This is a genomic window from Pseudoduganella violacea (assembly GCF_014191875.1).
GTDB classification, from domain to species: Bacteria; Pseudomonadota; Gammaproteobacteria; order Burkholderiales; family Burkholderiaceae_D; genus Rugamonas; species Rugamonas violacea_A.
In genome coordinates this window covers 252,948-270,189 of the sequence record NZ_JACHXD010000006.1, presented here as the reverse complement: position 1 = coordinate 270,189, position 17,242 = coordinate 252,948, and the positions used below count along the sequence as shown (strand labels likewise).

14 protein-coding genes are annotated in these 17,242 nt (G+C 63.0%); all 14 read right to left on the bottom strand.

The window, feature by feature from the left end; all coding sequences use genetic code 11:
* Nucleotides 1-9 precede the first annotated feature (9 nt).
* Complete coding sequence (locus tag FHS03_RS13205) at nt 10-1,353, bottom strand: phenylacetate--CoA ligase family protein (RefSeq protein ID WP_183441420.1); 1,344 nt, start codon at nt 1,351-1,353, stop codon at nt 10-12.
* A 255-nt stretch (nt 1,354-1,608) separates the two neighbouring features.
* On the bottom strand, nt 1,609-3,840 hold the full coding sequence (locus tag FHS03_RS13200; RefSeq protein ID WP_229426195.1) for a heparinase II/III domain-containing protein: 2,232 nt from the start codon (nt 3,838-3,840) through the stop codon (nt 1,609-1,611).
* A 269-nt stretch (nt 3,841-4,109) separates the two neighbouring features.
* Nucleotides 4,110-5,408 carry a flippase gene (locus FHS03_RS13195; RefSeq protein WP_183441419.1) on the bottom strand — a complete coding sequence of 433 codons (1,299 nt, stop codon included), beginning with the start codon at nt 5,406-5,408 and terminating at the stop codon, nt 4,110-4,112.
* Nucleotides 5,409-5,417: 9 nt separating this feature from the next.
* Nucleotides 5,418-6,437 carry a glycosyltransferase family 2 protein gene (locus FHS03_RS13190; protein WP_183441418.1) on the bottom strand — a complete coding sequence of 340 codons (1,020 nt, stop codon included), beginning with the start codon at nt 6,435-6,437 and terminating at the stop codon, nt 5,418-5,420.
* A gap of 3 nt (nt 6,438-6,440) precedes the next feature.
* Nucleotides 6,441-7,172: a glycosyltransferase family 32 protein gene (locus FHS03_RS13185; protein ID WP_183441417.1), complete on the bottom strand. Its 732-nt coding sequence runs from the start codon at nt 7,170-7,172 to the stop codon at nt 6,441-6,443.
* Nucleotides 7,173-7,204: 32 nt separating this feature from the next.
* A complete protein-coding gene (locus FHS03_RS13180; RefSeq protein WP_183441416.1) occupies nt 7,205-8,743 on the bottom strand; it encodes a hypothetical protein in 1,539 nt (512 codons plus the stop codon).
* A 16-nt stretch (nt 8,744-8,759) separates the two neighbouring features.
* Nucleotides 8,760-9,443: an exosortase-associated protein EpsI, B-type gene (gene epsI / locus FHS03_RS13175; RefSeq protein ID WP_183441415.1), complete on the bottom strand. Its 684-nt coding sequence runs from the start codon at nt 9,441-9,443 to the stop codon at nt 8,760-8,762.
* Entirely contained in the window at nt 9,440-10,324 is an 885-nt protein-coding gene (xrtB, locus tag FHS03_RS13170; protein WP_183441414.1) for an exosortase B, read from the bottom strand. Before xrtB ends, epsI begins: the two co-directional genes overlap by 4 nt.
* Entirely contained in the window at nt 10,324-11,190 is an 867-nt protein-coding gene (gene epsG, locus FHS03_RS13165) for a chain length determinant protein tyrosine kinase EpsG (RefSeq protein WP_183441413.1), read from the bottom strand. Before epsG ends, xrtB begins: the two co-directional genes overlap by 1 nt.
* Nucleotides 11,191-11,205: 15 nt before the next feature.
* Nucleotides 11,206-12,615 (bottom strand): chain length determinant protein EpsF, encoded by a 1,410-nt coding sequence (gene epsF / locus FHS03_RS13160; protein ID WP_183441412.1) that lies wholly within the window; start codon nt 12,613-12,615, stop codon nt 11,206-11,208.
* 29 nt (nt 12,616-12,644) lie between these two features.
* Complete coding sequence (gene epsE, locus FHS03_RS13155; RefSeq protein WP_183441411.1) at nt 12,645-13,433, bottom strand: polysaccharide export protein EpsE; 789 nt, start codon at nt 13,431-13,433, stop codon at nt 12,645-12,647.
* Between the two features lie 43 nt (nt 13,434-13,476).
* Entirely contained in the window at nt 13,477-14,415 is a 939-nt protein-coding gene (locus FHS03_RS13150; RefSeq protein ID WP_183441410.1) for an EpsD family peptidyl-prolyl cis-trans isomerase, read from the bottom strand.
* Nucleotides 14,416-14,590: 175 nt separating this feature from the next.
* Nucleotides 14,591-15,973 carry an undecaprenyl-phosphate glucose phosphotransferase gene (locus FHS03_RS13145; RefSeq protein ID WP_050408907.1) on the bottom strand — a complete coding sequence of 461 codons (1,383 nt, stop codon included), beginning with the start codon at nt 15,971-15,973 and terminating at the stop codon, nt 14,591-14,593.
* Between the two features lie 16 nt (nt 15,974-15,989).
* Entirely contained in the window at nt 15,990-17,228 is a 1,239-nt protein-coding gene (gene epsL / locus FHS03_RS13140; RefSeq protein WP_229426194.1) for an XrtB/PEP-CTERM-associated polysaccharide biosynthesis outer membrane protein EpsL, read from the bottom strand.
* Nucleotides 17,229-17,242 lie beyond the last annotated feature (14 nt).

The following is a 17,242-nucleotide window of genomic DNA, read 5'->3' as shown; positions in this document are numbered from 1 at the left end:
TGGTCTCACTTAAAAAGAGCTGCGCGGGCTTTCATTGACGACCCAGCGGAATTTGCCGGCCGCGGTATTGGGCAGCTCGTCGCGCAGGACGACGCGGGCCTGGACGGTGGCGTCGACCAGCTCGCGGATATTGCGCAACAGCAGTTCGCTGTCGGCCGCGCTGAAACCGGCATCGGGCACCAGCCGGATTTCCCACTGGCCCGGCGCCGTCTGCGCCACCTGGGATTTGCGGATATGCTGCACGCCCTTGAACGCGAAGGTCAGCACCGAGGGGCTGACAAACGCGCCATCGCCGCCGGTAATGGCGTCTTCCAGCTTGCCGGTGACGGATTCGATCATGGGGAAAGGCCGGCCGCAGCGGCACTGCCCCGGCTTCCAGCGGCTGCGGTCGCTGAGCCGGTAACGCAGCAGCGGCTGGCTCAGATTATGGAAGGTGGTGCCGACGATGTGGCCGTAGTCCTCGGTCGGCCGGCCCTGCTCGTCCAGGATTTCCACATATGAATAATCGGGATTGATATGGGTTTCCCCGTGTTCGCACTGGGTGGCGAATGCCACCCGCTCGGCCATGCCATACATGTCCATGATTTTCGGCGCCAGCCACTGCTCGATCAGCTCCTGCTGGTGCGGATACAGCGGTTCCGAGGCGCTGAACAGCACCGGAATGCGCAGCCGGCGGCCGCGCCGCTGCAGGAATTGCGCGAGCGTGTAAGCGGTCGACGGATAGGCTTGCAGCATGGCCGGCGCAAAGCGCTCGAGCTCGTCGATGATGGCATCGACGCAAGCCTCGTTCAAGTGGCGCGACGAGAGCAGCAGTTGCTGGTTATAGCGGTTGTAAAACCAAAACGGCGGCTGGCGCCGTTCGGGCGCGGCCACCAGATCGCCGCGCAGGCTGGCGCGCCGCATGCCGTCGTGAAAGCCGCCCCAGGTCCAGTGGCGCTTGATAAAGGCTTGCTCCATCTGCACCGAGGCCATGCTGCGGATAATGGTCAGCGGCGAGCCCGTGGTGCCGCTGGTCTTGCCCCAGGCTTCCCACACCCGCTTGCGCCCGCCGTGCGGGTAAAGGGCAGCGGGTTGCTGCAGCAAGGTCGGCTTGTCGATCACGGGAAACAGTTCGCGCAAGGCTTGCGGCGCTTCCGCCGCGCTGAAATCGCTGCGGATATGGCGGTAGTAGGGCAAGGCCGCGACGGCCGCTTGCATGCTGCGCCGCAAAAGCCGATGCTGCAAGTCTTGCAAAGCCTCGGGGGCGAGGCGTTCCTGGCCCACCAGGCGCCACATCAGGCGCCGGCTCAAATAATTGTCGCGCAACAAGGCGCGTCCACCATACAGCACTTCTTTTCGCAGGGAAGCTAACATCGGAAACTCGTGGAAGAATCAGGGGGCGCTCGGAACCACCGGCACAGGCAGTGCCAAACAATAACACAATGTCAACAAAAATACAATTGTGGCGGCAGCAATTTGCCACTTTTGCAATCTTGTCCAGGAGATTGTAAACGAAAACCGGCCACGCTCAGCGCCGCAGTTCTATCGTGCGGATGGGCTGCCGCTGCTGCGCCGCGCAAAAAAAAACGGTTGCTTTAACGCAACCGTTTTTCATCCGCCCTCCCCGGCTTATTTGGGCAGGTTCAGCGTCTGGGTGCCGATGGTCAGCGTGCGGCCCGAGGCCGTGTTGGTCAGCGTGACCGCCGGGCGCTTGCAACCGACGTCGAGCACGACCAGGAATTCGGCGCTGGTGGCCGCCGCCGTCTTGACATAAGCACCATGGTTTTCGACCATGCCAGCCTTCGGCGGCGGGCCGCTGCGCGTTTCGAAGACCGAGCCGCTGCTCAGATCCGTCAGGCAGACCGAGCGGTCCACATTGGTGATGGCGACTTTAGCGGGCGCCTCGGTTTTGATCGGGCCGGCGGCGTGCATATTCCATTCAAATTTATGCGCGGCCGGCGAACTGATCTTGTCCAACACAACCACCGCATCCTGGCCGCGCAAATACCAGACTTTGCGGATGGCCGCACTCAGGCTGCCGGCATAGGCCGGGGTGGCGTCGCCTTCCGCGTAGTCGAGCGCGGCGCTCGTGCTGAAGGCCGTGATGCGCCCGTTGTAACCAAGGTTTTCGCCCGTGCCCTGAGTGAACTGGCCGACGCCGCCGTCATAGGTGATGGCGTTATGGGCCTTGGTCTGGCGATACCAGCTGGTCACCAGCGGCGACATATAGTAGTCCTGATAACCCGCTTCCATCAGCAGACGGCGCCCGCCACTGTTCAGAACAATGGAATTCTGGTCGCTGTGGCTATGGTTGTAGGAACCATAGGGACTGGACTTGAAGTACAGCGAGGTGCGGGCGCGGTCGGCCATGCTGCTGTGCATGGCGACCCAGCCGATGCTCGGGTACAGCGCGGCATTGGCCGGCGGCACGGCCGTCGTCACGGTCTGCACCGGCAAAGGATAGCGGGCCGTCAGCAAGGTCAGGTCGTTTTCATCGCCCAGCTGGTTCTTCGCGTACCAGGCGGCCGTCGGCGTGGTGTAGCGCGAGGCGAAGGCCTTGGTCAAGCCCCAGTTCGGAATGATCTCGCGCTCGTCGCCAAACACATTGCCCGGACTGCCTGGCGGCAGGAAGTGCATCATGTAATTGGTGAAGCCGATGGCCCAGGGTTTATTGAACAGGTTCAAGCCCAACGCCTCGCCCAGCGGCTGCCATTGCTGCAGCAAGATGTCGGCCGTATACGTGCCGTAGGCCGTGCCCTGAGAGAAGCCACCTTCCGGGCCGCTCCAGACCGAGGTCGAATGGATGAAGGCGCGCACGGCGAAATCAAACCAGGTCTGGGCTGCCGGAATTTCGTTGACCAGCAGCGCGGCGATCACGGACACATAGCCCAGATTACTGCCGCCATGCGAATCGAAGGGGTACTGGTCCATCCGGCCATCACCACCGGCCAGGTCGGCATAAATCACGGCCACGCGCTGCTCGATGGCTTTCAGCCAGGCGGCCCGCCGCGTGGCGTCGAGCTTGTCGTAAATCAAATCCACCGACTTGGCCAGCGAGAACGCGATCTGGCGCGTGGCCTGGTCCTGGTTGCTGTAGCTGGTGGTGCCGTAGGGATTCAGGGCCGCCAGCTGGTCGCCGCGCAACAGCGCTTCGTTGAGGAATTTGACATCGCCGGTCAGGCGGAACAACAGGGCCGCGGCCTCCGCTTGGCGCGCCGCCAAGCCGATCTTGGTACGGATATCGGTATCCTGCGCCGAGCGCGCCGCCGACGCGGTGGTGGTGGTAAACATCACCCAGTCCGTATCGCGGATCGGCACCAACGAGGTGATCCGGCCCGTGACTTCATTGGTCAACCGGGTCAGCGCCGCGCCGCGGTCGGTTTTCATGGCCGCCGACCATTGCGCGACGGGCATGAACTCCTTGGGCAGGATGCGCGGCCGCGGGTGCTTGATGGCATTGGTCCGCAGCACTTCCGATTCCGGCACTTCGAAGACCTTGGACGTCGAGTCGATCACAAAGGTACGCGGGGTCGACCAGGCTTCCACCGTCGAGGGCGTCACACGCCAGGTATAGGTGCCCGCAGCGAACGCCTTGGCAGGGAGGTAGAAATTGCGTTTCGTGGTGTAGGTGGCCACCACCGCGCTGCCCGACTTCACTTCCACCGTGTAACTGGCCGGCTTGAGCGGATGGCGCGACCAGGTGAAGGCCGGCGGGTTCTGCGGCTGCACCTGCATTTGCTCCGGGCGCGGCTTGACCGCGATCGGATCGGCCGACAAGGCCCAGTCCGCATGACTGGGAACCGCGATCGACGCCAAACCCAGCGCGATCATGCTAGCAAGTATGTTATTGCCGAAAGTCATTTGAAGTCTCCATGAAAACTCAGCATCGGGGATGCTCTCCCACGCGCTGCCGCGCGCGGGCCGCCGCCTTCAATGATCCGGTCAAATCAGCGTGCAGTTGGAACCAGGCCGTACTATACACGAATCAAAAGCAATGTTCGTTGTCTAGTGGCAACCTTCTGCAAATTCCCGCCGTGGCCGTGGATAAAGAAGCCCATCTTACCGGCAAGCCAGCAGCGCTCCAAGGCGGGATTTGTTTCAGTGCGGGGACTGTCGCATCTCAAGCAGGTTCAGCCGATTCTCCAGCGTTCCCGGCCGCGCGCCAGACGCCAGATGAAAGCCAGCGAACCGAGCTGGAGTTGCCCTAAATCCCGATACGCCGGCACCAGGCGATAAAATACCAGCAAGGTTAGAGCATAGGCGCACAATGTCGCCAGCGCGGCGCCGACCGCGCCCTGCAGCGGCACCAGCCATAAATTGAGCAGGGCATTGACGCCCAACATGAAGACCGACTTCCAGATGAGCTGACTTTGCCGGTTGCCGGCCAGTAAATACTGGGCCAGCGGCGCATCGAAGAACACAAACACGGCGATGAAAATATGCACATACAGCACGGGCAGGGCCGCCGCGTACTGCTGGCCCAGCAGCAAGGGAATCGCATAGTCGCCGATGAGCAGGATCAGCAGCACCGGTCCCAGGCTGATGGCCAGCATGGCGGCCTTGATGCGCATGATATTGCGCTGCATCTGCTGGGGATCTTCGATATTGAAAATGTATTTGGGCGAGAGCGAGTTCATCAGGATGGGCGCGAAAGTCCACCAGAATTCCGAAAAGCGCAGGGCCGCGCCATACATGCCGACTTGGACGAAGTCGGTAAACCAGCCCAGCATCAACTGGTCGATGCGCGCCGCCAAGCTCGAAATCAAGGCGGAAATGGCGATCGGCGTGCCCTGGATCATCATCGCGCGGATACCTTCCCAGCTGTATTTCCAAGTCGACAGGCGGCCGCCGCGCGCCAGATACAAGCCAAACAGGACCAGGAAAATGCCCACCGATTCGACCAGTACCGCCGCGCCGAACCAGGGCAGGCTGCAGCCGGCCAGGATCAGGCCGATGCGCAGCGCGGCAGCGGCCAGGCGCACGCCGTTTTGCAGCATCACCGGCATGGCGATGGCCAATTTACTTTGGAAGAACAGGAAGATGCCGGCCGGGGTTTCGGCAAACGGAATGGCCAGACTCATCAGAATGACCAGTTGCAGCAGCTCCGCCTCGCGCCGGCCGGAAACATACATGACGGCCACCGCCAGCGTGCCGGCCATCAGGGAGCCGATCAGGCGGATGGCAAACGCCGCGCCCAGCACCTCGTCATCGCTGCCCGGATTGCGCACCAGGTTGCGGATCACGTTTTCCCCGACGCCGAACCAGGCGATACCGTTAAACAGGCCGACCCAGGCCAGCGCATACATGTAGACGCCATACTGGGACGGCCCCAGATAGCGCGCGATCCACAGGCCGACGAAAACGCCGGTAAAGATGCGCACCAGCTTTTCGCTGGCCAGCCAGAGGAAACTAAAGATACTTGACTTCAAAAACAATCCTTATCCACGCCGACGCAGGCTGCCCAGCAGCGTCTTGGCGCACAGTTTCAGGTAGTCGCGCGGCCCCAGCACGCCGCCCCAGGAATGCGGTCCGCGCAACCAGGCCAGCAGCACGCCCAGGCCGGCATGGCTGTTGGCGTTGCAGACGGCAAACCAGCGCTCGGCCACAGCATGGCGCAGCGCGCGCGCCTCATATAAGCCGCAGCGCTGGTTGGCCGCGACGATGCGCGCCAGCCACGCGCGGCTGCGCTGCAAGACCTGGGCGGGGGCCTCGTCCAGCCATTCGATATAACGGTGCAGGCGCAGCTCGTCCTCGCTCGCCTCGATCTCCAGGCGCCGCAACAGCTTGGCGCTGATGGCGTTCATATTCTGCGCCAGCCGGTCTTTTTTCAGCCGCGTGATATTGTTGCCGTGAATGCGGATGGCGATCAAGACTTCGGGCAGATTGACGAAGCGGTAGTGCTGCACGCCGCGCGTGTACATATCGTAGTCTTCCGCCAGATCATGCTCAGGCGAAAAGCGCAGCGCGCGCATGACCTCGGTCCGCACAAAGAAGGCTGGCGTGCTGATATACGCCCGGAACAGCAGCGTCGCCTTGACGAAATCGCTATCGCCCGGCAAGCGCCAGGCGTACGGCCGCGGCCGTCCCTCGGCATCAATGGGCTGCGACCAGCAACCCACGGCATCGACCTCGGGATGCTGCTGCAGATAATCGTACTGCCGCTGCAAACGCTGCGGGAACGCCAAGTCATCGCTATCGAGGAAGGCGATGAAGGGCGCCGTCGCCAGATCGATGCCGAGATTGCGGGTATAGATCAGCCCCCGGTTGACGCCATTGTCGACCACGCGCACGCGCGGATCGCTTTGCTGCGCCAGCAAGCTGACGGTGGCATCGGTCGAACCATCGTTGATCACGATCAGTTCGAAATCGGTAAAGGTCTGGGCCAGAATGCTGTCGATGGCTTCCTGCAGGAAGGCGGCGGCATTGTAGGCCGGCATGACCACTGAAATCGCAGGCATGCTTTACCGCGCCGCCAGCGCCGTCGAGGGCGGGAACAGGTCGAAGGCGATTCGCCAGGCCGGCCGCAGCCCGGCCTTGCCCAGCAGGCGACGCGCCGCCCGCTGCAGCCGTCCGTCCGCCCAGCCGGCGCTCAGGCCATAGTGATGGATGCCCACCGTTTCCGCCGTCACATCGGAATACATGAATTGGCGCGCATTCAGGGCATTCTCGTGATCATACGGGTTGAAGGGATAGAAGGACTTCTCCGTCAGCACCGTGGTGCTGGCCGCTCCCGCCAGGTCGATAGCCCGGCCAACGATCAGCGGCGAAGTGGTAAACACCTTACGTGGTGCCAGTTCCGCCAAAATGACCTGGCGCGCGGCCGCCATCACCGGATCGGCGGCGCGGCAAGCGATAAACGCCGTCGCCACGGAGCGGCGGCTCTCGCGCGCCATCACGCAATTCGGGTAGTCGATCACGCCATCGAGGGGGCGGATCAGCTCCATATCGGTATCGAGATAAATCCCACCTTCCCGATACAGGGCATCGAAACGCACCCAATCAGAAACGAAAGCCCATTTTTTCTTGGCGATCGCCGCCCGGCAATAGGCATTCTCCAAGTCGGAATTCTGCTCGTTCCACAGGCGTACCTCGTAATCCGGACAGAACCGGCGCCAGGAGTCGATGCAACGCTGGTGCAGGATGCTTGGTTTGCCGTTACCAAACCAGCAATAATGGATAATCTTGGGAATCATGATGAATCACGGGCCGGGCCCGCTCCTTTATGTCAGGTATGCGCCGCCGGGCGGCCAGCGGTGCTGCCGAAACGCCAGAACTGCACGATACAGCCCAGGCAGAAGAAGAACAGCAGCTGCATGGTGGGTTCGTCGAGCAGGCTGCGGTTATAAATCACCGTCGTGCCGTAGAGTACCAGCATGGTCAAAGCCGTATCGACCATGGCCCGCTCTTGCGGGTTGCCACGGCCCGATTGCATGAAGCGCCATCCCGCCGCCACCCCGAGGCCCAGGAAGGCGAGGAAAGCGATGCAGCCCAGGATGCCAACATCCCATAACAACTGGGTGACCGCCGTGGAATTGATGGATAAGGTCCGATAGCGGGCCGCCACCACGCCTTTACCGGTTCCGGCGCTGGTAAGACTGGCGCCGGGACCATAACCGATCAGGCGCTCCGGCACCCCCGGCTGTGGATCGGTATACCAAAGGTAGAGTGAGGCGGCGCGGCTGACTTCGCCGTTGCGGAAATTCATCTGGCGCACGTCAAAGAAATAACCGCCGGTACGTTCAAGCTTTTCTTCGATGGTATTGCCAGCAACCGCTTTCTCGCCCCAATACATGGCCTTGTAGGCGCTAAAAGTCCCCACCGCAAACACCAGAGCAAATACCGCGTACATGATCAGGGTTCCCACATTGCGCAAGACGCGGCGGCGCAGCACAATGACGATGGCCAGCGGCAACCAGAACACGATGGCCTTGACCTCCCCCAGCAACAAGATCAGTAAGCCGGTCGGCACGATCAGCGCCGGCAAGACGTGACTGGAGACGCCATGCTGCCAGCGCGCCAGCGCATAGACCATGGCTGCCAACGTGGTCAGCACCAGGACTGCGCTCAAGCCGTGGCCAAACGTCCCGGTCACCAAGTCCCAGTCCCGCGCCGTGGCCAGGACGAAGTGCTGGTATGCCACCAAGGGCAACTGCAGCACGATCATGCCCAGCAATAGCCACCAAATCATTTGCAGCCGCTGGATGGGCCAGCGGAACCAGAACAGGGCGAACAGCACACCGAACATGGGGATGGCGAAACGCAGGGCGGAAATACGCTGCAAGGTGGTGGCCTCGCCTTGGGACAGGCTCAACATGAAGAACGCCAGATAAATCCAGCCGGCAAAATACACGGCCGTGGCCGGGCGGCTATCCGCGTGCGGCCGCCCCTCTTTGAAGCGGTTGAGCTGCAATAACTCGAGCAGCGCGCGCACCAGCAGCAAGCCGGCCAGGGCGCTGGTGATCCAGGTGCCGATGCGCATGTGCAGGAACTCCACCATCGCGCCCTGGACCAGATACGTCAGCACAAACAACAGCGGCAACAATTGCCGCGTGCTGAACATGAACAGCACGGGCAGCGCCAGCAGCATGGCGCTGAAGGTGATGGTCATCTGGATCGAGCCGAGGGCAATGATCGCCCCCAGCAGCAGCGCCAGCAGCGTCAAGCACAAGACAACAGCCGTCAGGCCCAGGCTCGGCAAGCGAGTCCGTAGCGTGGCGAGCGGCCGGGCCGGTGCGCCGGCCAGGCGGAAAAGCGGGAATTTCATCAGCGTCCTTCGCTACTTATTGCCCCAGCCCGGCGAAGTGGCGCCGCGCCGCCGGCGGCTGGGCCGCCAGCAAGTCATTGACGAACTGCTGCTGCAGGGCAAAGGCGCGCTCACTGTCGGCGCTGATGCTCGAGACGCGCATCAGGGTGGCGTCCGGAATCAGGCCCTTGAGCGCGTACGCCAGCTTGGCCTTTTTCAACTGCCAGGAGCTGTCCACGGATTGCTCGCCCACCACCACCCAGTAGGTGATGGGCTCGATGCGGCCATTCAAGCTGGCCGTCAGGCGCGCCACCGGCACCGTGCCGGCGCCGGTTTGCAGCGTGCCGCGCACGGTCGGGCCGACCGCGAAGCCCTGGCCGCCATAGCAGCCTTCGGGGAAATGCACGGACAGATTGTCGCTCTGGTCGGTGCCATAGGCGATCGACAGCATGATGCGCTCGCCCTTGCGGTTGACATAGGTGCGCGCCAGGGTCTGGGCATAAATGCGGTCGATCTCGGCCTGGGTGGTCGGATTGACCACCGCGCCGATCTGGTGCTTATCCTCTTCCCAGTCGCCGAAGCGGCTCGGAATCGCCTGCTCCAGCACCACCGGCGGGCGGCCGTCGGCCACCTTCACGGTCGGCGTCAAGTAGCGCGCGCCGGCGCTGGACAGCACCAGGGCGCCGCCGAGAATGCAGCTGATGAGAATGGAGCGATTCATGCCGCGGTCCGCCTCTTAATGAAATATTGCAATGCCGAATCGAGACTGATGATCAGCACCAGGGCGCTGATGAACAAGACCATGCCGGCGAAGCCATGCAGGAAGCCCTGCCCGGCCGCGTCGCCGAAGTAATAGGTGATCAGGGTCAGGGTCAGCACCCGGATCACGTTGGCGGTAAACGAGATCGGAATGATCAGCAGGGCCAGCATGGTGTTGCGGAAGGCCGAGGTGTGGCGCACCACGTTCAGGTAAAACAGGCCCAGCGCTTCGAGCGTCAGCAGGGTTTGCAGCCCGGCGCAGGCATCGGCCACCAGCAGCTGGTACTGGCCGATCTGCAAGATCACGCCGCTGCGCGCGATCGGGTAGCCGGCCCAGAACAGCAGGGTTTCCGTGGCATACGAGACCGCCATCTTCATCGGCATGGTCAGGGCCGCCACCACCGCGCTGGGCAGCGGCACCATGAACAGCATGAAGAAGAAGGGGAACCACAGCACTTTCAAGGCCGCGCCGCCCAGCTTGATCAGCACGATGGCCACGGCCAGCACGACGAAGGAGCCGATCTCGAAGGCCAGGATCTGCTGCGAACGGCCGGCCATATACATCAACAGGCCCAGCACAAACAGCACGGCGCCCACGCCCTGCCCGCCCGTGCGCGGCGCGGCCAGGGCCGCGGGCCACTTGCGCGCCAGCAGCCAGACCGACAAGGCCAGGATGATGGGGCCATGGGCCTGGTCTTCGGTCGACCAGATGCCGGTAAACAGCCCGTACAGCGAAGGCAGCAGCAGGAAGGCAAAACCGAGCGCAATCGGCCCCGCTTCCCACAGCGCCTGGCGCGACAGGGCCAGTCCGGCAAGCGCGCTACGTCGCACCATATCGTTCATCAGAATTCCACCAGGACCGAACCGACAACCTGGGCGCCGCCCTGGGTCAGCTGCTCGCTCATGGCATGGATATCGGCCAGCTGGGTGTGGTTCTTGCGCGCCACCAGCAGCACGCCGCCGGCGCGGGCCGCCACCGCCAGCACATCCGAGCCCACGGTGTGGGCCGGCGCGTCGTACAGCACCACATCGTGCTGCTGCTCAAGCTGGCCGTTGAGCGCGGCAAAGCTGGTACGGCTCAGCAATTCCTGCGGATTCGGCGGCTGCGTGCCGGCGCCCAGCACCGACAGCGAGAGGAAGGACGGCACGCGCGTCAGCGCATCGAGGTCGGCGCGCCCGGCCAGCACGTCGGACAAGCCCTGGCGGTTGTTCAGCTGGAAAATCTCGTGCTGGCGCGGCTTGCGCAGATTGGCGTCGACCAGCAGGGTGTTTTCGCCGAGCTGGGAAAACACGATGGCCAGATTGGCCGCGAACAGGCTGGCGCCGTCGCCGGGATTGACGCCGGCCACCACCAGCGCCTTGCGGCCGCGCGCGAACCAGCGCAGCATCAGCTGGCTGCGCACGGCGCGCAGTTTCTCGACCTGCGGGCTGAACGGCTGGAAGGCCGCCACCAGTTCTGGCGCATACTTGCCTTCGCCGGGCTGCAGATAGGGATAGTCAAACTGGCGCGCCAGCACTTGCTGGATATCGGCTTCGGTCACCAGGCCCAGCTTGAGCGCGGCCTCGCCGAAGCGGATGCCCAGTTCTTTTTGCATGCGCAGCACGCGTTCAGCATTTTCCGGCGTGATCTTGCCGGATTCGAGCAGCAGGCCGCCAATGCTGGAGTCGCGGGCCGGCGCGGAAAATTGCGCGTGGATAGGCTGGTTCATCTGTTCACCCATGATTTAGTTCAAGCGCAGCTGGCGCGGCAAAAGGGAATTGATAAGGCGGTAGCGCGGATGGGCTGGCGCTTTCCACGCCACCGTGCCGAGCACGGGAATGCCGAGCATCTCGCTCATATCCGCTTCCGAACGCACGCGGCGGTCGAACATCTCGGCCAGCAGGCTGAAACCCATGCCCAGCAAAGTGCCCAGGAACAGGGCCAGCAGGGTGTTCATCATCACGCGCGGGCCGGACGGCGACAGCGGCGCCACGGCCGGATTCAGCACGGCGATGTCGGACTGGTCGGCCTGGCCCTCGATCTTGGTCTGCGAGAAGCGCTGCGAGGCGTTGTCGAAGGCGCGCTGGGCGCTTTCCACATCCTTGAGCAGCACATTCATCTCGTCGCGGGTACGGTTCAGTTCCAGCACCTTGGCTTTTTGCGCCGCCAGCGCGGCGCGGATCGCGCCTTCGCGCTCGGACAGGATCTGGGCGTTATTGCCCACGCTGTTCGAGGTCACCTGCATCTGCTCGCGCAGCTCGCTGCGCAGCTTGTCCACTTCGGCCTGGGCCGACAGGTATTGCGGGTGGTTGCGGCCCAGGCGCTGGCCCACTTCGGCCAGCTTGGATTCGGTCGTGCCCAGGCTGATCTTCAAGTTCTGGATCAGGGGATTGGTCGCCACGTCCGGCGATTCGGCCGAGCGCTGGCCCTTGGCCATGCTTTGGCGCGACTGCGCTTCCACGGCCTGGCCCTGGGCCGCCACCAGCTGCACCGACAGATCGTTCAGGCGCGTGCTCTCCACGTCCAGGCGGTTGTCGACGCTGACGATGCCATGCTCCTGCTGGTATTTGGAGAGCCGGCTCTGCGCCGCTTCCAGGTTGTCGCGCAGCAGCTTGGTCTGCTCGTTGAAATAGGCCGAGGCTTTCTTGATCGGCTCGACCTTGAGCTGGATGCTGGCGCGCTGGTATTCCTCGGCGAAGGCGTTGGCGATGGCGGCCACGAACTGCGGGTCGCTGCCGTTAAAACTCAGATTGATGACCGAGCTTTCGCGCGACGGTTCGATCTCAAGCTTTTTCAGCAGCAGGTCGGCCAGCCAGTCGCGCACATTGCCGCGGCCCTTGGTCGCCTCATTGAACTGGGCCACGACGGCCGGGCTTTCCGCCAGTTTGAGCTGGTCGACCACGCGCAGCGCGACGTTTTTGCTGGAAATGATGTCGATCTGGGTCGCCATATAGCCGGGCAACAATTGGCCCGGCATGGTCAGACCGGTCAACGGGTCGATGCCCTTGTAATTCAGCAGCAGCGAGCTGGTCGCCTTATACGTCTTGGGCAGCAGGGCGCTGACCACGGCGGTGGCAAACACCACCACCAGCAAGGTCGTGATCAGAATGATCTTGCGCGCGCGCAGGATCAGCAAAAGTTGGGAAAAGTTCATGTCATGCTCTCTTCAAAATGGCGCGGTGGTCAGAACCAGCTTTCTTTGACGTACACCACGTCATCCATCTGCAGCACATCGTCGTGCTTGGCGTCGATGATCTGCAGCTTGCCGCTGGCGTCGCGGCGCTTGATGCGCATGCCGCGCTCGGTGCCGCGCGGGGTCAGGCCGCCGCCCACGGACAGGGCTTGCAGCACGGTCATGGCGCGTTCCAGACGGAAGGCGCCGGGACGCTGCACTTCGCCATAGATATAGAAGCGCGGCGCACGCTCGACGTAGATGACGTCGTTGGCGCCCAGTTCCAGGTCACGGTTCAGGTCGCCATTGCGCACCATTTCCACGATGTCCACGCTTTCCTTGGTGGTCGCACCGTTGCGCTTGCGGATCAAGGTCACGCTGTCGCCGCCTTCCGCGCCCAGGCCGCCGGCCAGGGCCAGCATTTCCATGATGCTGCGCTTGCCGTCGAGCGGATAGCGGCCGGGACGGTTCACCTGGCCCAGCACCGAAATCTGCGCGCTCTGCAGGGCCGTCACCAGGATATTGACCTGGGCCTTGCGGATATAACCGCCGCCTTCGAGCAGGCCGCCGATTTTCTTCTCGGCCGCGGCCACGCTCAGGCCGCCCACGTCCACCTGGCCCAGCAGCGGGAAGGTGATCTGGCCGCTTTCCGTGACCTTGGTTTCCAGGCCCAGGTCGGGACTGCCGTACACGGAAATCTTGAGCACGTCGCCCGGCCCCAGCGGGCTGTCGGCCGCGCCCGCCACACCGGCGGCCAGCGACAGCAGCAGCGCCGTCATCCACATCATCAATCGTTTCATTTTTTGTCCTATCTATTTATGAATTCGCCGCGCCTGCCGGCGCTTATTTCAGTCCTGCCACGCCGCGCTCGGCGGAACTGCCCAGCGGGTCGGCCGCGGCCGCGCCTTCGGCGGCCGCCGGTGCAGCCAGCGGCGCAGCCGGCGCCGCGGCCGGCGCTTTCTGCTTGCCCAGATACTCGATCTTGGCGCTGGTGCGCAGACGCTTCACTTCGGCGTCGGCCGCTTCCTTGTTCTTCTTATTGAACAGGAATTGTTCGATCTGCTGCGAAGCCACGTCCAGCGTCACCGGCGCCTCCTTGGTGTCGGCGATCGCCATCAGCATGGTGCGCGCGCCTTCGCGGATGATGAACAGCTGGCCCTTCGGCATGGCCAGCAGCTTGCCGCTCAGTTCAGGCGGCAGGTCGGCGCTGCTGCGCACCACCTGGGCGCGCGCGTACTTGACCTTGTGGCCGTCCATCCACGCCGCCACCTCGTCCAGCGACTTGGCCTGGTCCATGGCCGCCTTCAGCTCGTCGTTCATGTCTTCGCTGGCGATCACCAGTTGGCGCAGATCGAAGGCCTTGCGGTTGGCAAAGAATTCCGGATGCTGCTTGAAGTAGGCTTCCACCTCCTCCTTGGTGGGACGGGCGATATTGCCGACCCGCTTTTGCATATACGCCTGGGCCACGATCAGGGCCTTGGCGCGTTCGATGGCTTGCTGCACTTTCGGGTCGCGGTCGATCTTTTCCTTCTGCGCCTCGTTCTGCAGCAGCTGGCGGTCGATCAGCGCTTCCAGCAATTGCTTGCTGGCCTCTTCCTGCTGGGCTGCCTGCACGCCGGCGCGCTGCAGTTCTTCATTCAGCTGCAGCACGGTGATTTCTTCGCCATTGACGCTGGCCAGGGCTTGGCCCGCCTTCTTTTCCTTGCTGCCGCAGGCGCTCAGGCCGGCCGCCAGCACCAGCACCAGCGCGGTGCACAGCACTTTCCTGTTTGTTTTAATCATAGTCAATTTATTCCTCCAGGATTGATTGCGCCCCTGCACCGTGCCAGGAAAGTACGCACCAAAAATATTTGCAAAAATATCACAAGCGAGACAAAAATACAACGCCGAGTCAACAGTGCGCGACTATACACTGCTGCCTGCTGATCCGGCTTAAATTATTGTTAATAAAGGGGAATTAGTGGGCGTTTTCGCGGTCCAGCACCACTTTCACGGTTTTCATGACAATCCACAAGTCCAGCCACAGCGACCAGTTGCGCAAATAGTCCAGGTCGAAGCGGATGCGCGCTTCCATCTTGTCGAGCGTCTCGGTTTCGCCGCGCAGGCCATTGACCTGGGCCCAGCCGGTGATGCCCGGCTTGACCTTGTGGCGCAGCATATAGCCCTTGATCAGCTTGCGGTACTGCTCATTGTGCGCCACCGCGTGCGGGCGCGGCCCGACGATGCTCATGCGGCCTTGCAGCACATTGATGAACTGCGGCAGCTCGTCGAGCGAAGTCTTGCGCAGGAAGGCGCCGACGCGCGTCACGCGCTGGTCGTTCTTGGTCGCCTGCACCACTTTCGCGCCATCCTCGGCCACCGTCATCGAGCGGAATTTGTAGACGATGATCTGCTCGCCGTACAGGCCGTAGCGGCGCTGGCGGAAGATGATGGGGCCGGGCGAGCTGAGCTTCACGGCCAGCGCGATCACCGCCATGATCGGCAGCAGGAGCAGCTGGATCAGGGCCGCCAGCACGATGTCGCTGGCGCGCTTGACCATGCTGTTAAAGCCGGTGAACGGGGTTTCGCAGATGGCGATCACGGGCATGCCGCCGACATTGTCGAAACGCGCCTGCATCAGGTCGAACACATAGATATCGGGCAGGAAGTAGACCGAGGCCGTGGTGTCCTGCAAATCGTCGAGCAGCTTGCGGATGCGCGGCTGGGCCGAGATCGGCGTGCTGATAAAGATCATCTTCACATTGTTTTCGCGCACATAGGCGGCCACGTCGGCCATCTTGCCCAGCATCGGATGCTTCAGTTCGGCCGGATGGCGGTCTTCCGTGCGGTCGTCGAAGAAGCCCTTGACCTGCATGAACAGGTTCGGGTGGCGCTCGATGGTGCGCGCGAATTTCAGGCCGACGTCGTTGGCGCCGATGATCAGCACGGAACGCACCTCGCTCGGCTCGGCCGGGTCGGAACCGAGCTTGCGCGCCGCCAGGTGGCTAAACAGCAGCACGAAGGGGGTGGCGACGAACCAGGCCAGCACCACGTCCTCGTCGTAGTGGTAAGCCAGGCCGCTGACCGAACCGAGGAAGACCAGGATCAGGGCCGTCACGATCCAGCCCACGAACATATCGCGCGAATACGCCAGCATGCGGCCGCTGCGCCAGGTGCGGTAGGGGTCGACATGCTGGTATACCGCCGACGAGATGAAGAAGGCCAGGATCATCAGCACCAGCGAGTAGCCGGTAAAGGGTTCGCCGAACAGCATCGCGGCCACATACAGCGTGCCCATAATGATCAGCGGATCCAGCACGCGCTGGAAGAAGGAAATCAGAGGAATATCGTTAACCGTCATTTTTTACTTAATGCCATTAAAACTGTGCGCTGGCCGTTACCGACACACCATTCGCCTTAAACGAACCCGTACCTACCAAAGCATTGCCGGTCCGGCGTTCCTGGAAGGCATTCACGCCGATCTGGACCGAAGGCTGGGGCGCATACATCAGACCCAGCGCGTTATAGCGGATCGCATCGCCGCTATCCCCGGTGGGCAAGGCCACCCCGCCCAGGGTTTCGAAACGGCGCCGGTCGCGCCGGGTCGAGGCCGTCGCTTGCAGCTTGGCCGATATATCCCAGGTGCCCTCCAGGCTGCCGCCACGGTTCAAGCTATTGCTGAAAAAGGCGCTTTCGACCGCCGCGAACTCGCGCCAGCCCTGGGCCGCGAAGCGCAGCTTGCCCAGCGGGCGCCAGTCGACCCGGACCCGGCCGTTCAACCCGCTCGATTCGCGCTGCGGGAAGAAGTCATAGTTGCGGCGCGCCCAGCCCGCCAGCAGCGTCACCTGGGTCACGCCACTGGCCAGCCAGTACACATTGGCCTTGATTTCATCCTGGTCCCAGCTGGTGCCGAAGGCCGGCCGGCCGTTCAGCAGCCGGGGATTCTGGTATTTCCCCTTGAGCTTGCGCGCCACCAGGCCGATGCGGCTGCCGCTGGGCGCCAGGTAATCGATGCCGGCCTCGGCCAGATCCTCGGTGCGGTCATTCACGCTTTGCGCCCGCAGATCATAGTTGTACTTGTAGCGGCTGAAACCGGCGCGCAAACGCCAGCTCGGATGAAAGCGCCAGCCGCCATCCACGTAATGCCGCCGCTGCGTGCGCAGATTGCGCTCGTCGGTGTGGTAATCCGTGAACGGGGTCAGGGTCTGGTTATAGGTCGTCCCGATATGACCATCCAGATGGTTGCCTAGCTGCCAAGCCAGGTCGGCGGAAAAATCCTTGCCATTATAATCGAGTTGATCGTAGTGATCGAAAGTTACGCGTGAAACTTTAGCGGAAGCCGTCAGCTTTTGCCGTCCGATCGGCCGCTCCAGCAGCAAGCCGGCCTGCACCTGGCGCATATTGTCGCCGCGCGGCCCCTTCAGGCCCGGCACGCCATCCGGCAGGCGCAGCAGATTGTCGTCATGGGTATAACCCAGGGAGACAAAGGGGTGGAGGGTGTCGCTGATGGCCGCGTGCGCCGCCCCCTGCGCCAGCGCGGCCAGCGCGGCCAGCAGGGCCAGCGGCAGCACACGCAGCGCGCCGCGGCGCTTGCTCATGGTTGAAGAAAGTGTCATATTTTTTCTATTGA